At 58.4% G+C, this 14,691-nt stretch carries 10 protein-coding genes; 3 read left to right on the top strand and 7 right to left on the bottom strand.

Translation table 11 applies throughout. The features are described 5' to 3' along the window. Positions 1–3,624, top strand: a complete 3,624-nt coding sequence (locus F3J36_RS16505; protein WP_166720050.1) for a response regulator — start codon at positions 1–3, stop codon at positions 3,622–3,624. On the opposite strand, the gene F3J36_RS16500 is transcribed toward F3J36_RS16505, so the two are convergent. From F3J36_RS16500 to F3J36_RS16490, 3 genes are all read right to left on the bottom strand, one after another. Further along, positions 3,542–4,042 (bottom strand): hypothetical protein, encoded by a 501-nt coding sequence (locus F3J36_RS16500; RefSeq protein ID WP_166720049.1) that lies wholly within the window; start codon positions 4,040–4,042, stop codon positions 3,542–3,544. The two genes, F3J36_RS16505 and F3J36_RS16500, sit on opposite strands and share 83 nt — an antisense overlap. 12 nt (positions 4,043–4,054) lie before the next feature. Then, positions 4,055–5,458, bottom strand: a complete 1,404-nt coding sequence (locus F3J36_RS16495) for an autotransporter outer membrane beta-barrel domain-containing protein (RefSeq protein ID WP_166720048.1) — start codon at positions 5,456–5,458, stop codon at positions 4,055–4,057. A 148-nt stretch (positions 5,459–5,606) separates the two neighbouring features. Beyond that, the gene (locus tag F3J36_RS16490) at positions 5,607–9,263 is read right to left on the bottom strand and encodes a S6 family peptidase (RefSeq protein WP_166720047.1); all 3,657 of its coding nucleotides are present in this window, start codon (positions 9,261–9,263) and stop codon (positions 5,607–5,609) included. 178 nt (positions 9,264–9,441) lie between these two features. Between F3J36_RS16490 and F3J36_RS16485 the strand changes: the two genes are divergently transcribed. Next, positions 9,442–9,789 carry a hypothetical protein gene (locus tag F3J36_RS16485; RefSeq protein ID WP_088516543.1) on the top strand — a complete coding sequence of 116 codons (348 nt, stop codon included), beginning with the start codon at positions 9,442–9,444 and terminating at the stop codon, positions 9,787–9,789. Here the strand turns inward: F3J36_RS16485 and F3J36_RS16480 are convergent. Both F3J36_RS16480 and F3J36_RS16475 read right to left on the bottom strand, forming a co-directional pair. Continuing rightward, positions 9,754–10,560, bottom strand: coding sequence for a hypothetical protein (locus tag F3J36_RS16480; RefSeq protein ID WP_166720046.1), 807 nt, complete (start codon positions 10,558–10,560; stop codon positions 9,754–9,756). The two genes, F3J36_RS16485 and F3J36_RS16480, sit on opposite strands and share 36 nt — an antisense overlap. Before the next feature lie 82 nt (positions 10,561–10,642). Next, the gene (locus tag F3J36_RS16475; protein WP_058759336.1) at positions 10,643–11,137 is read right to left on the bottom strand and encodes a helix-turn-helix domain-containing protein; all 495 of its coding nucleotides are present in this window, start codon (positions 11,135–11,137) and stop codon (positions 10,643–10,645) included. A 319-nt stretch (positions 11,138–11,456) separates the two neighbouring features. Between F3J36_RS16475 and F3J36_RS16470 the strand changes: the two genes are divergently transcribed. Beyond that, a complete protein-coding gene (locus tag F3J36_RS16470; protein ID WP_166720045.1) occupies positions 11,457–12,479 on the top strand; it encodes an alpha/beta fold hydrolase in 1,023 nt (340 codons plus the stop codon). Between the two features lie 7 nt (positions 12,480–12,486). Here F3J36_RS16470 and F3J36_RS16465 read toward each other — a convergent pair whose 3' ends face one another. Both F3J36_RS16465 and hemB read right to left on the bottom strand, forming a co-directional pair. Next, positions 12,487–13,461 (bottom strand): diguanylate cyclase, encoded by a 975-nt coding sequence (locus tag F3J36_RS16465; RefSeq protein ID WP_166720044.1) that lies wholly within the window; start codon positions 13,459–13,461, stop codon positions 12,487–12,489. Positions 13,462–13,577: 116 nt separating this feature from the next. After that, positions 13,578–14,555 carry a porphobilinogen synthase gene (gene hemB / locus F3J36_RS16460; RefSeq protein WP_031279816.1) on the bottom strand — a complete coding sequence of 326 codons (978 nt, stop codon included), beginning with the start codon at positions 14,553–14,555 and terminating at the stop codon, positions 13,578–13,580. Positions 14,556–14,691: the final 136 nt, after the last annotated feature.

The raw sequence follows: 14,691 nt of genomic DNA, 5'->3' as shown, positions 1-14,691 counted from the left end.
ATGCTGCGCCTGGTCACCCTGCTTCTGCTGCTGTTGAGCCCGCTGCTGGCCGCCCAGCCGCAGCCCGAGATATTTCAGTTGTTCAGCCGTGAAAAGCTGGCACCCCTGCATATTGAGTTGAGCGGTGACGAGTGGCGCTGGCTGCGCATCAAACATGAGCTGCGCATCGCGGTGTGGACGCCGGAGCTGCCGCCTTATCTGATCTATCAGGAGGCTGCGGGCAGCGGTAACAGCGTGGAAGGCATCTATGCCGATTATCTGCAGCTGCTGGCGCGTAATCTTGGCTTACAGGCGGTGATGGTGCGTTATCCCAGCCAGGCGGCGGCGCAGGCGGCGGTGAAAAGCGGCGCGGCGGACGCCTTGTTTAGCTCGCCGGGGCGCGAACTGCACGATGCGGCGGCCTTCAGGGCAACACACAGTTTTCTCATCAACCGTCCGGTGGTGATTGCTACTGAAAAGCAGGCCTCACAGCCAGTGCCCTATGATGCGCCGCTTCGCCTCGCCATGCGTGAAGGCTCACTTACCGATGCTCAAATCAAACAGCATTTCCCTGACGCCACCATCGTGCGTTATCCCACCAGCCAGGCGGCGCTGGCGGCGGTGGCCAGTGGCGAAGCGGACTATGCGCTCGGCAGCCTGCAGGCGGCGACGTTTTTGATTGAGCGCAGCTATGTCAATCAGCTGGCGCTGGCCGCGATTTTGCCGGAAGACGCACTATACGGCAGCCGTCTGGTGGTGAAAGCCGATAATCAGCCGCTGTTGCAAGCGCTGAATGCCGCCATCGTGGCCATTCCCGGCGAACAGCATCGGTTGATTTCGCGGCAGTGGACGCAGCGGCCGGACGTCTGGCGACTGCAGGATCCGCTCAGCCTGACGCCGCGCGAGCAGCAGTGGCTGCAGCAGCATACGCAGGTGAAGGTGGCGTTCAATCCGTTCTCTGCACCGCTGGCGCTGCTGGATGAGCAGGGCGAATTTCAGGGGATCAGCGCCGATCTGCTGCATCTGATCCAGCTGCGCACCGGGTTGTTTTTCACCCCGGTGCCGGCGTATTCGTGGCGTGACGGCGTACAGCAGCTGGAGCAGCATCAGGTAGCAATGCTGGCGGCGGTGGCGCAGGATGGCGGCCATCAGGAGGCGGTGCGCTTTACCCGACCTTACCTGAAGGTGCCGCTGGTGCTGCTGGTGCCGGACCAGCCTGATGCGCCGCAGGCGCTCTATCCCGGCATGAAGCTCAGCATCGTCAAAGGCAATCCGGCGCGTCAGGCGCTGCTGGATCGTTTCCCCACGCTGCAGCTGTCTGAAGTGGATAACGCCAGCCTGGCGCTGCAACTGTTGCAGGAGGGCAAGGTTGCCGGGCTGATCGATAACCAGCTGAGCGTGAACACGTTACTGGCGCGCTACGCGCAGCAGCCGCTGAAAATCGTGTCGCGCCTGGCGCTGCCGCCGGTGGAGCTGAGCTTTGCCGTCAGCCGCGATCAGCCGGAGCTGCTGAGCATTATTGATAAGGCGCTGGCCGACATTCAGCCGAGCGAAATCTCGCTGATTGCCAGCCGCTGGCAGGGCACACCACAGACCACGCGCACCACCTGGCAGCTGTACCGCGCGCAGTTTTACGCCATCACTCTGCTGACCGCGCTGCTGCTGATCGCCTGTCTGGCGTGGGTTTACTATCGCGGCAAAGAGGTGAAGCATCGCCGTCGCGCTGAAGCTGACCTGCAGGCTGAACTGCGCTTTCGCGATGCGCTGCTGAATGGCCTGCCAACGCCGGTCTATGTGCTGGATCGCAACTGGAACGTGGTCAGTGCTAACGGCGCGTTTCAGCGCTTTTTTGCCGGCGTTGACGCGCAGCGCCTGAGCTTTTCGCTTTACGATCAGCGCCATCCGCTGTCGCCGCTCATCAGCAAACTCTATCCGCTGATGAGCCCGGAAGCGGTCAACGATCCGGAGCTGGTGGCGCTGGCGCACAACAGTCTGTGGGGCGATACCGCCCAGGATCTGGAAATTGAGATCGAGAACGGCAGCGAAGCGCGCATGGTGCACCACTGGGCGCAGGAGCAGCGCGATGCGCAGGGCAATATCACCGGGCTGATCTGCGGCTGGCAGGATGTCACCGCCTACGAACTGCTGATGCTGGCGCTGCAGGCGGAGAAAAAGGTGGCGGATGAAGCCAACCGCGCTAAGAGTTCGTTCCTTGCCACCATGAGCCACGAGATCCGCACGCCGATCAGCGCCATCATCGGCCTGCTGGAGCTGGAAGGGCGCAAACAGCGCGATAACGAAGCCATTCAGATCGCCTACGAGTCGGCCAATACGCTGCTGGGGCTGATTGGCGATATCCTCGACATGGCCAAGATCGAGAGCGGTCAGCTGGAGCTGATGCCGGAGTGGGTCAGCACCGAGCAGCTGGTGCTGCCGGTAGTGCGGTTGTTTGACGGCATGGCCAGCGGCAAAAATCTGACGCTGCACTACCACAGTGACACGCCGCCGGGGCTGGAAGTGTTTATCGATGCCGCGCGCTTCCGCCAGGTGATCGCCAATTACATCAATAACGCCATCAAATTTACCCACGAAGGCGGCGTGGAAGTACGGGTGATCGGCCATGAGTGGGAAGACGGTTCGCTGGAGCTGGAAATTGAGATCGAAGACAGCGGCGTGGGCATCAGCGCTGCCGACCAGGCCAAACTGTTTCAGCCGTTTGCCCAGACCGAAGAGGGCCGCAAGCAGACCGGCACCGGTCTTGGTCTGGTGATTAGCGCCCAGCTGCTGGAGAAGATGCAGGGCACCATGAACCTCAACAGCCAGCCGGGACGCGGCACGCTGATTCAGCTTAACGTGATGATGCCGGCACGCCGGGCGCGCAAGCTGCTGGAGAAAACCCGCGTGGCGCGCAACCGTGCGCTGCCGCAGCTGAATATTCTGGTGGTCGACGACCATCCGGCCAACCGCCTGCTGCTGCGAAGCCAGCTCAGCGAGCTGGGTCAGCAGATCAGCGAAGCCAGCAGCGGCGAAGAGGCGCTGGCGCTGCTGGCGCATCAGGCGTTCGATCTGATCATTACCGACTGCAATATGCCGGGCATGAGCGGCATCGAACTGACGCAGACCCTGCGCCGCAGCGGCAACGCGGTGAAAATTTTTGGTCTGACGGCGAATGCGCAGTCGGACGTGCGCGTGCGCTGTCTGGAAGCGGGCATGAACGCCTGCCTGTTTAAGCCGCTGAAAATTGACAAGCTGGCCGAGCTGCTGAGCAGCAACGAGCCAGCCGCCGAAGTGCCGGCGCTGGATTCGCTGCTGTCGCTCGAATCGCTGCGCGCCATGGTGTATCACGACGATGCGATGGTGGCGAAGATGCTGGAGAAGGTCGGCGAGGAGAGCCGCAACGATATGCAGCAGTGTTGGCGCCATTTTGATGCGCAGGACTGGCCGGCGCTGGCCTCGTCGCTGCATCGGCTGGGCGGATCGGCGCAGATCATTTACGCTGTCGAGATCGATGATCTGTGCGGGCAGATCGAGCGCGCCTGCCAAAGCGCTGAAGATCAGGAGGTCATCCGCGAAGGGCTTCTCCTGCTGGAAGAGAAGCTGGATACGCTGAACCAGTCGGTAGTGCATTATTTGCAGGCGTCGTGATGGCGCGGTGCGGTAATTGAAATTGCGCGATAAATCGCGCCGCTACGGTTTGTGCGACTGGATCATGCAGAAATCGCATCTGCAATAAATCTATATGGCGCGACTTATCGTGCAGATATCCCTTCCATGTGACGCCGCTGATAACCGCACGGATGGTAGCGGCGCAATTTATTGCGCATTCCGCCGCGGTGCGGTAATTAAAATGCGCGATAAATCGCGCCGCTACGGTTTGTGCGACTGGACAGTGCAGAAATCGCATCCGCAATAAATCATGATTGCGCGACTTATCGTGCAGATATCCCTTCCATGTGATGCCGCTGATAACCGCACGGGTGGTAGCGGCGCAATTTATTGCGCATTCCGCCGCGGTGCGGGAATTGAAATGCGCGATGAATCGCGCCGCTACAACAATCTGCATCCTTTTACTGGTTTAAAACGCCACTTTCACTCCGCTCAGCACATTCCAGTCGCTCACGCCGGGGCGATCCAGCCGCTGCTGCACCTGCAACTGTGTGCCGATCTCGACGTTCTCATGCAACTGCCAGCTGACGTAACCGCCCAGCTGGGCGCTGTGGCGGGCGCGCTCAATCGGTAATCCGCGCATATCACCGGCATCCAGCGTATTCTGCCTGCCGCTGTGCCAGACATAACGCGCCTCCAGCCCCAGCTTCACTGACGACAGCGGCTGATAATCATACTTAATACCGCCAGCCAGGCTGAACTGTGGCGCCAGCTGATAGCTCACCTGTGCCCCCTGTTGCTCCGTGAAATCCGCAATATGCAGCCACTGCACACCGGCTGCGGCCAGCGGCATCAGGCTATGCGCATCCTGCTGCCAGCGCCAGCCGGCTTCTGCGCCGATATTGCCGCTAACGGCGCTGATCCGCGCCACTTCACCCTGGGTTTCATGGCGTAAGGTGCCGCGATAATGCGTCAGCCCCAGCGGTATCTCCAGCTGCCAGCCCTCAGGCGGCTGAATGCCGATCAGCGCATTAATGCCCTGGGTTTGCATACGCAGCTGGCTGCGCCCCGTCGGCGTATCTGAGAGCATAGTCATCGCGCCTTTATGCACGCCCGCACTGAAGGCCAGCGGGCTCAGTTCCGCTTCCGGCGTCCAGCGCGCACCCATCATCCAGCCCTGATAACGGCTGGTGGCATCGCTATCGCCCTGCGCACTGCGATAACGCTCGCCGCCGCTATAGCCATAGACAAACAGGTTGTGATGATCATCCAGACTCATCTGTTGGGCAGCGAAGTGGAAGCGGGTTTGCATGGTGTCGTTGAGGGCATACAACATGTTGGGCAGGGCGAGGTAGGTCGGGATTTGTGGCGCGGGTGTGATCTGTGGCGGTTCCGGCTCGGGAGGCGGCGGTGGAGGTATTATGACAGCTTCGCCACGATCGGGATCGGGTTCCGGCATTATTTCACCCGGGATATCAATAAGATTAGGGATGCCATTGTCTGGCTCACCAGTCACAACCACGTTTTGTAACCGGTAATACCACAGATGATGGCTGTTATTGCCGGCCAGCACGCTGGATCGCACCAGGCCCGAGGTTGCCGGATTGATCTCATCAAACCACGAACCGCGGGCGATGATTTTCCCAAGCTGTTTAATCCCTTCGCCGGTCTGGCGGCTGACCTGCGCAAGCAGCGGCAGCTCAGGGATTTCCTCTGTAGTCTGACCTGACGAAGGCTCTGGCAGAAACGGAATATTCGCAGCGTTAACATTATTATTTTCTGATGCAGGAAGGGTAGGGGTGCGCTCATCAGCGAATGCAGGAAGGCTATAACAGAACGTACTGATCACCAGCGTCAGCGGGGTAAGTTTCATATTCTCTTCCATGGATGAAAATAGCGAGAATCGCAAACCTAAAGCGACCGACTAACGTGGCAATTAAGTTTTGTCTGGTTTTTTTTCAGAAAAGCATAAAAAAGCCCGGTAAGACATGTCCCGGGCTGATGCGTGGTGAGAGCCGTGATTAAAAACTGATTTTCACACCGGCCTGCAGATTCCAGTCGCTGAGGCCTTCCTGCGTCAGGCGCTGCTGGCCCTGAAGCTGGGTGTTGAGCTCCAGATTGTCCAGCACCTGCCAGCCGGCGTAACCGCTGTATTGCAGGCTATTGCCGCCGCGTCCGGTGGCGAAGTGCGCTGCCTGCTGGCCGTCACCAATCGCTACCCGATCGCGCTGGCTGATGCGCTGCACGTAGCGCGTTTCTGCGCCCAGCTTCAGCTTCTGGTTGAGGCGGAAGTCGTATTTTACGCCGCCTGAGAGCTGCCACTGCAGCGGATTACGGTAGCTGACCTGTGCGCCGTCGCTGTCGGTGAAATCATTGATATCGAGCCACTGCGCATTCACGCCGGCCACCGGCGTTAGCGCATGCGCGCCGGACTGCCAGCGCCAGCCGCTGTCGAGCCCGAGGTTCGCGCCGCGCGCTTTCAGCTGCGTTACGTTACCGCGCAGGTCGGTGCTGACGCTGCCGCGATACTGCATCACGCCAGCCGGCACGGCCAGCTGCAGGCCCTGATCGGGCTGCCAGCTCAGTAGCGCACTGGCGCCCAGCGTATCGATGCGGGCGTGACTGTTACCGTCGCGCGCTTCCGGCGTGATGCTCAGGTTGCCCTTATTGACGCCGACGCTCAGCGCCAGCGCGGAATTAAGCGGGAAGCGGCTGCCAATCATCCAGCCCTGATAGCGGCTGTGGAAATCGTAGCCGTAATCCATAAAGCCGCCCGCGCTGTGATAGCGGTCGTCACCGGTGTAGCCGGACACAAACAGATCCGGACGCCCCTCTGCGCCCGCCTGCTGCGCACTGCTGCTGAACAGCGCTTGCAGGTTGTGCGTCACGCTGTGGAAGGCGGCGGGCAGTGAGATATAGGTCGGCACCTGCGGAATCACCGCCGCGCGCACCTTACCTGGCTCTGGTTTTGGCTCTGGCTGCGGCACCTGCGGATTTTCCGGTTCCGGCTGCGGTTCTGGATCGGGTTGCGGCTGTGGTTCGGGCTGCGGTTCCGGCTCCGGCAGATAAGGTTCGCGGTTATCCCCTTCAGCCAGCAGAATGTTTTGCAGACGGTAATCCCAGAACTGATCCCCTTCGCCCGCCACCAGACGCTCATCGCCACTGGCGCGGCCCGGTGCGAAGGCGTACAGACCGTAAGCCCAGGCACCACGCGCCACATAGCTGCCGGCCAGCTGGACGCTGTCGGCGTGCGCCTGGCCGCCGACCTGCACCAGCGACACACCTTCATTGTTATCCGCTGCGCCGTTGTGGTTGCGATCGCTATCGATCCAGCTGGCCTGCGGTTTTACCGTCAGCCACAGCGGCGCATCGTCCGGCTGTTGCAGATCGCCATCGATCAGCAGGCGATCGCTGGCGTCCTGGCGGAACGCGGAGTTCAGTACCAGCGCCATGTCGCGCCCGTGGTGCAGATCGCCAAGGCGCATGGCTGACCAGCTGTCCGGCGCATTGTTCCAGCCCGGTGCCAGCGTGACGTTATCGGCGAGGCTGGCGTGCTTGATGACGCCGCCGCCGGAGAGCAGCGTGCCGGTGGCCATATTCAGCGGCGTGTGCAGCCGGCCGCTCACTTCCAGCTCGCCCTGCTGCACCTCAACGCCCTGCTGGTTGCTGACGTCACCGCTCAGCGTCAGCCGGCCGTCACCGCTTTTAATCACGCGGCCCTGGCCACTGATATTGGCGCTGATGGTGGAAGCCAGCTCGCCCAGCGTGCTGACGTACTGCGCGATATCGGCAATCAGGCTGGAAGCGGTGCCGCTCAGGTTGATGTCGCCGGCCAGCGTGGATCGGCCCAGCACGTTAAGCGTGGCCTCGTCGGCCAGCGTGATATCGCCGGTAACGTGGGCGTGCTCAGCAACGGTTAGCGCGGCGTCCTGCGCCACCTGCAACTGGTTGATGTGATACGTTTTGTCCTGCCAGTCATTGGCAAAGAACACTTTCCCGGCATGCTCAACCTGTTCGCCGCTCAGCGTTAGCACACCGTCGGCCACCGCCAGCTGATTAAGCTGCGCGCCGCCGGCCAGCTGCCAGCGCTGATGGGTGATCACGTTAAGGTTATCGCGTGAGTCCGCTTCGCCCAGCTCGCCGAGGAACAGGCGGTTATCGCCGGTGAGATCGAGATGCGCCAGCGTCTGACTGCGGTTAACGATGCGCGCGCCGCTGTCGTTGTGCAGGATATCGTCGAAGGTCAAATCGTGGCCGTTTACGTCCAGCGTACCGCCGCGGTAGCCGAAGCGGATGTTGTCAGTGCTTAACTGATCGGCGCTGTTGAGCACCACGGTCGGGCGGCCACTGAACAGGGTGACGGTGGAGAACGCCTGTTTACGTCCCTGCGCGTCGGCCTGCTGGTCAAGGATGACCGTGCCGTCGCCGACGTTAAGCGCGCCGGGATTGATGCCACTGGCGTTAATGTGCAGCGTGCCAGCGCCGATTTTGTGCAACGCATCGTCCTGCAGGCCGTTAACCTGCCACAGCACAGTTTTGTCTTTGTCGACCTCAACGCCGCCGCCGACCCAGCTGAAGTTGCCGTCGCCTGCGCCGCGCAGGGTGTAGTCGTTAGAGAAACGCAGCAAGCCCGCGCCGAGGTTGACCGACTGCGCCAGCTCGATGATGCCACCGTCGCCGTTAAAGCGCAGATCTTTGGTGGCCGCCAGGTCTGCCGCACTGCTTTTTTCCGGCGCAATGTCTGCCTGGCTGGCATCAAGACCGTGCCACAGCCAATGGCGCTCACCCTGCGTAATCACATCGTGCTGCCAGCGCAACGGGCCAGCGGCGGCGAGGTCTTCGACATCGGCATCGCGAACGGCAGCCATTGCCGCTTCCATTACTGCGGTATCGATAAATGAGCTGTGTGACATTCTGTTGTAAACACTGCCAGAACTACCGGAAAAATGTGTTCCAGCCGCCATCCATTGTTTATCTACATTATCCCATACCAGCACTGGACTGCCGCTGTCTCCCCCCCTTGGTACAACAACTAAAGGCGAAGAGCGTGGCGAATCTGGAGCATAACTGGACCAACGCAGCATGGTGTCGGCTCGGACTGCTTCAGGTTTAATCATTCCACCCGTTTTGTATCGATGAGCATATGCCAAATAATCCATCTCACCGGTCTCCGGATTTTCCCTATATTGCATGCCCGCACCCGCACGCGAATACATCGTGTAGCGTCCAGGATTCGCCTTGAGCTGATCGCCGGAAACGTAAGGTAAAGGGACGCTCTCGACTACGGCTTTACTTAAACGTGCACTGTCAAAGTCAGCGGCACCGGGATAACGTTGAATGCGGTGATAGGTCGGTGCAAAGCGGGCATTGTGGCCAAAGGTCATTTCATAGCCAGAACCGACGTGCTTTGCTCCAATAATAAAAGTCGGCGAGACGATAGTCTGGTCACCCCGGGTTGAAATGGCTGCCAGGTCAGGCATGGGGGTTTCAAGATAGCCATCCAGTGCTCCGTCCAGACGATGAATTGGAATATTTACCTCACCGGGTTTATATTTGCCGCGGTTTTCGGCGAAATCGCGATATTCCTGCATATCAATATCGTGGCGGATAACGCCCGCATAGGGTGAGCTGCTTATAAAGCAGGCACTAATCAACAGTGCCAGCTGGCTTTTTCTCATGATTTTCTTCCCTGAATAATGAAGCAAATGAAGTGGGCTACTTTATAAGCGCATCGGTGTTATTCACGCTTAAGCCTCGTCTCAATCTGCCGGAGAAAAGCCTGAAAATGGCGTACGGCATGGCGCGGCGAATCTGTTAAGATCGCGGCGTTTTCTTTTTCAGCTGGTCAATAAATCCATGTTAAAAATCAAATTCCTGCTGCCGCTGTTGCTGGTTATCAGTGCGCTGGTCTGGTGGCTGATGCCGCATTACAGCGATGAGGACAAGGCTTACTACATCGCGACTTTTTGTACGCTGACCCATGACGGGCGCGATAACAGCGCGCAGGCGATGCAGCAGATTATTGAAGGCGGTAATTCGGATTACGCGCTGCAGAAGATTCATTTCCAGTCTGGGCTGGCCGAGCATCTGCAAACGGTGTGGCAGGATTTGTCGCCGCAACAGCAGCAGCAGGCGCGACAGGACGCGTTTGTTTGTCGCCAGTTGATGTCAGATAAGCTGCTGCCGGGCCAGCCGGTGCGCTGAGAAATAACAGGGTTTTACCGGCCGGACAGGCACGGTGCAGCGGAACATCAGCGCGATAAGTCGCGCCGCTACAATCTGTGCGGTCGACAGGCACCGAAATGATATTTCGCACGTACCGTAGCGGCGCAATTTATTGCGCGATGCCTGAATGGGCACGGTGCAACTCAACATCAGCGCGATAAATCGCGCCTCTACAATCTGTGCGGTCGACAGGCACCGAAATGATATTTCGCACGTACCGTAGCGGCGCAATTTATTGCGCAATGCCTGAATGGACACGGTGCAACTCAACATCAGCGCGATAAGTCGCGCCGCTACAATCTGTGCGGTCGACAGGCACCGAAATGATATTTCGCACGTACCGTAGCGGCGCAATTTATTGCGCGATGCCTGAATGGACACGGTGCAACTCAACATCAGCGCGATAAATCGCGCCGCTACAATCTGTGCGGTCGACAGGCACTGAAATGACATTTTGCACGTACCGTAGCGGCGCAATTTATTGCGCAATGCCTGAGTGGGCACGGTGCAACTCAACATCAGCGCGATAAGTCGCGCCGCTACAATCTGTGCGGTCGACAGGCACCGAAATGATATTTCGCACGTACCGTAGCGGCGCAATTTATTGCGCACCGCCTGAATGGGCACGGTACAACTGAACATCAGCACAATAAATCGCGCCGCTACAATCTGTGCGGTCGAAAGGCACTGAAATGACATTTTGCACGTACCGTAGCGGCGCAATTTATTGCGCAATGCCTGAGTGGACACGGTGCACCTGAACACCAGCGTAATAAATCGCGCCGCTTCAACCTGTGTGGTTATAAATATTTTCCCGAAATATCAGACGTGATTAACGTACCGCGCAGCTAATACGCGCTGGAAACTTCCCATTATTTTCGCTTACCGGATTAACAACTTGTTTTTCCTGCTCGCTGCGATTAAACCCGACTTTGCGACACAGCGCGCAGGGATCGTCACTGCTGCGCAACAGGGCTTCGGCAGCATCGCTCAGCTGGCGTTTGCGGCAGAATAGCGGCGTGCAGCCCATCACCTGTTTAAACGAGCGGGTAAAGGATTGCTGACTTTCGAAATGGTATTTAACCGCCAGACTGATAATCGGTGTGCGGCTGAATTTCAGCTCATTCACGCAACAAATCAGTTTCTTTTTGCGAATATAACGCGCCAGCGTTTCGTTATGGTAACGGGCAAACAGTTTCTGTAAATACCATTTGGAATAGCCAGATTTCAGTGCAATATCATCAATGCTCAAACGTTGATCCAGGTTGGCCATAATCCATTCGGTCACCGAATCAATCACCCCTTGGTTGTATTTTTGCTGCATCATTATGGTCCTCCAATAACTCGACACAGTGTAATTAAATTAAACTTTTTAAGCACTGGCGTAACGTAAAGTTTTATCAGGAAATGGCTTTTTTATTAATTGTCATCAAGACTGGTCTTGTTTATCGTGAAATTAATCGACGACATGTTGTGATGATGTTGAATAGTTGCCGTAATTACGGCCGTTATTATTAACGCAAATGGGTTATCGCTTTGCGCGGCTTAACAGTCAAAGGTGTTCCGGGCGGCGGCACGGCGCATCAATATCCACCGGCGGTTTTCGTGCCAGACTGAGGGTTTTTCCCCTGTACAGAAGAGGTCACATGACGTTTCGTTTTCGATTAAAACCGTTACTGAGCGTAGCGCTGACGTCAGCGATGCTGTGCGGCACGCTTAGCGCGCAGGCCGCTGAGGCCGTGTATGGCGAGCAGCTGGAGGGGTTTCACTATCCGCATCCGCTGCAGCATTTTGCCTTCTCCTCCCAGCAGCAGTCGCTCAGCATGGGCTATATGGACGTGAAGCCGGCGCAGCAGGCCAATGGTCAGACAGTGGTGCTGATGCACGGTAAAAACTTCTGCGCTGCCACCTGGGAAGACACCATCAACGCGCTGAGCCAGCAGGGCTATCGCGTGATTGCGCCGGATCAGATTGGTTTCTGCACCTCCACCAAACCCGCCCGCTATCAGTACAGCTTCCAGCAGCTGGCGCAAAACACCCATCAGCTGTTAGCGCAGCTCGGCGTTGAGAAAGCGGTGATTGTTGGCCACTCGACCGGCGGTATGCTGGCGACGCGTTACGCACTGATGTATCCGCAGCAGACGCAGAAGCTGGTGCTGGTCAATCCGATTGGCCTTGAGGACTGGAAGGCGAAGGGCGCGCCGTGGCGCTCGGTGGATCAGTGGTATCAGCGCGAGCTGAAGCTCGACGCGGCCGGCATTAAGAAATATGAGCAGCACACCTATTACAGCGGCCAGTGGAAGCCGGAATATGACAAATGGGTGCAGATGCTGGCCGGGCTGAATAAAGGACCGGGGCATGAGAAAGTGGCGTGGAACTCGGCGCTGATCTACGACATGATTTTCACCCAGCCGGTCTATTACGAGTTTAAAGATCTGAAGGTGCCGACCACGCTGATGATCGGCACGGCCGATACCACAGCGATTGGCAGCGATATCGCTTCACCGGCGGTGAAAGCGCAGCTCGGCCATTACAATGTGCTGGGCAAACAGGTGGCACAGCTGATTCCCGGCGCGCGACTGATTGAGTTCCCCGGCATGGGGCACGCGCCGCAGATGGAAGCGCCAGCGAAGTTTAATCAGACGCTGATTGACGACCTGGCGCATTAAGGAGCGGCTATCTGCGCGGCTGCCTTTTCTGGTACTTGGCGGCGTACATGCGTGCGTCGCTGCTTTCCAGCAGCTGCTCCAGCGATTGCGGCTGCTGCGGATCAAATTCCACGATGCCCGATGAAAACTGCAGCGTGTAGCGCCGCTCCAGATCCTGCATCTGTTTATGCAGATAGTGGGCGAAGCGCGCCAGCGTCACTTCCGCCTCATCCTGACGAATGCCATTCAGCAGCACCACAAACTCATCACCGCCGAGCCGGGCAAAGATATCGGCATGGCGAAAACTCACCTTCATGGCATCGGCAAAGTCCATCAGCGCGCGGTCGCCCTCGCGGTGACCATGCCGGTCGTTGATGGCCTTGAAGCCGTCGAGATCGAGAAACGTCAGGCTGGCGGGCAGCTGTTTTAGCTGGCACTCATTCAGCGCCATCTGACCCAGCGTCATAAAGCCGCGCCGGTTGGTGATTTGCGTTAGCTCATCGGACGTCGCGGTCTGAAACGCTACCAGCTCGGCTTCGGCCATGGCCGCCAGATCGCGCAGCGCGTGCAGATCCTCCGCGTTGAACTGGCGCGCATGATTATCGATGATGCACAGCGTACCGACTTTGGCACCAGACGGCGTGCGCAGCGGATAGCCCGCGTAGAAACGCACCGGATTGTCTGCATCGGTAACCAGCGGATTATCGCTGAAGCGCGTGTCGGCCAGCGCGTCCTCAACCACCATCACCTCATCCTGCAGGATGGTGTGGCCGCAAAAAGAGATGTTACGCGCGGTGGTTGGCCGATCAAAACCGTCGCTGGATTTAAACCATTGATAGTCATTCTCCAGCAGACTGACCATCGCGACCGGAACATCAAACAGACGTCGGGCAAGGCGGGTTAAACGGTCAAAACGCTCTTCTGTGGGTGTGTGCAGAATGTTGAGCGCACGTAACTGGGCCAGACGCTGTGATTCGTCCGCAGGCAGTGCAGGTGCTTTCATCGCGTAACTCTTGTTAATGATGGATGTGTTACAGCAAACCGGATGTCGTGCCCGCGCAGGGGCAGAGAGCACTAAACAACCGCGGCAATGCGCGATTGTTTAGCGTAACGAGAGGATCAGAGCACTTTTTGCTCGGCAAGATCAAGGGCGAAATAGCTGAAAATGAGATCTGCACCGGCACGCTTAATGGCACCTAAGCTCTCCAGCACCACATTACGTTCATCAATGGCGCCCGCCTGAGCGGCAAATTTGATCATCGCGTACTCACCGCTCACCTGGTAAGCCGCCAGCGGCAGCGTGGTGCGCTCGCGGATATCACGCAGAATATCGAGGTAAGCGCCTGCCGGTTTGACCATCAGCGAATCTGCACCTTCCGCTTCATCAATCAGCGACTCGCGAATCGCTTCACGGCGGTTCATCGGGTTCATCTGATAGGTTTTGCGGTCGCCTTTCAGCGCGGTGCCCGCTGCTTCACGGAACGGGCCGTAGAACGACGAGGCGAATTTGGTGGAGTAGGACATGATAGCGGTATCGGTAAAACCGGCCGCGTCCAGCGCCTGGCGAATCGCTTTCACCTGGCCATCCATTGCTGCTGACGGCGCGATGAAGTCGGCACCGGCCTGCGCAGCAACCACCGCCTGTTTGCCGAGGTTAATCAGCGTCTGGTCGTTGTCGACGCCGTGATCGCACAGCACGCCGCAGTGGCCGTGGCTGGTGTATTCACAGAAGCAGGTATCGGACATGACAATCATTTCCGGCACCGTGTCTTTGCAGATGCGCGACATGCGCGCCACGAGGCCGTTTTCGTTCCACGCATCGCTGCCGGTGGCATCGGTGTGGTGCGAGATACCGAAGGTCATGACCGAACGGATACCGGCTTTGGCGATGCGTTCGATTTCGTACGCCAGACGTTTTTCCGGAATGCGCATCACGCCCGGCATGGCGTTGATTGGCACGTAATCATCCACGCCTTCTTCAACGAAGATCGGCAGGGCCAGATCGTTCAGGCTGAGGTGGGATTCCTGGAACAGTTCGCGCATCGACGCGCTTTTGCGCAGTCTTCTTGGGCGCTGAATGAGATTGAAATCAGACATGCTCGATTAACTTATGCTGGTGAAAAAAGTGGCGACAGTTTACCCCTTTTCGCCGGGTAGCATGAAGGATTGTGTGCGGTGCAGGCCGGGCGTCGTTGCTGGTCGGCATGAATGCCGCCCCTACAGCGCACCCGGC

This window comes from Pantoea sp. Cy-640 (assembly GCF_011752635.1).
Taxonomy (GTDB): Bacteria; Pseudomonadota; Gammaproteobacteria; order Enterobacterales; family Enterobacteriaceae; genus Pantoea; species Pantoea dispersa.
Note: the sequence above shows the minus strand (reverse complement) of the source record. Positions and strands in the feature narration are given on the sequence as shown.

Excerpts from the sequence above, each read along its gene's own strand:
- F3J36_RS16465 (WP_166720044.1), bottom strand. The coding sequence starts at position 13,461 with ATGAAAGCACCTGCACTGCCTGCGGACGAATCACAGCGTCTGGCCCAG.
- F3J36_RS16505 (WP_166720050.1), top strand. The coding sequence starts at position 1 with ATGCTGCGCCTGGTCACCCTGCTTCTGCTGCTGTTGAGCCCGCTGCTG.
- F3J36_RS16500 (WP_166720049.1), bottom strand. The coding sequence starts at position 4,042 with ATGCAGATTGTTGTAGCGGCGCGATTCATCGCGCATTTCAATTCCCGC.
- hemB (WP_031279816.1), bottom strand. The coding sequence starts at position 14,555 with ATGTCTGATTTCAATCTCATTCAGCGCCCAAGAAGACTGCGCAAAAGC.
- F3J36_RS16475 (WP_058759336.1), bottom strand. The coding sequence starts at position 11,137 with ATGATGCAGCAAAAATACAACCAAGGGGTGATTGATTCGGTGACCGAA.
- F3J36_RS16490 (WP_166720047.1), bottom strand. The coding sequence starts at position 9,263 with ATGAGAAAAAGCCAGCTGGCACTGTTGATTAGTGCCTGCTTTATAAGC.
- F3J36_RS16485 (WP_088516543.1), top strand. The coding sequence starts at position 9,442 with ATGTTAAAAATCAAATTCCTGCTGCCGCTGTTGCTGGTTATCAGTGCG.
- F3J36_RS16470 (WP_166720045.1), top strand. The coding sequence starts at position 11,457 with ATGACGTTTCGTTTTCGATTAAAACCGTTACTGAGCGTAGCGCTGACG.
- F3J36_RS16495 (WP_166720048.1), bottom strand. The coding sequence starts at position 5,458 with ATGAAACTTACCCCGCTGACGCTGGTGATCAGTACGTTCTGTTATAGC.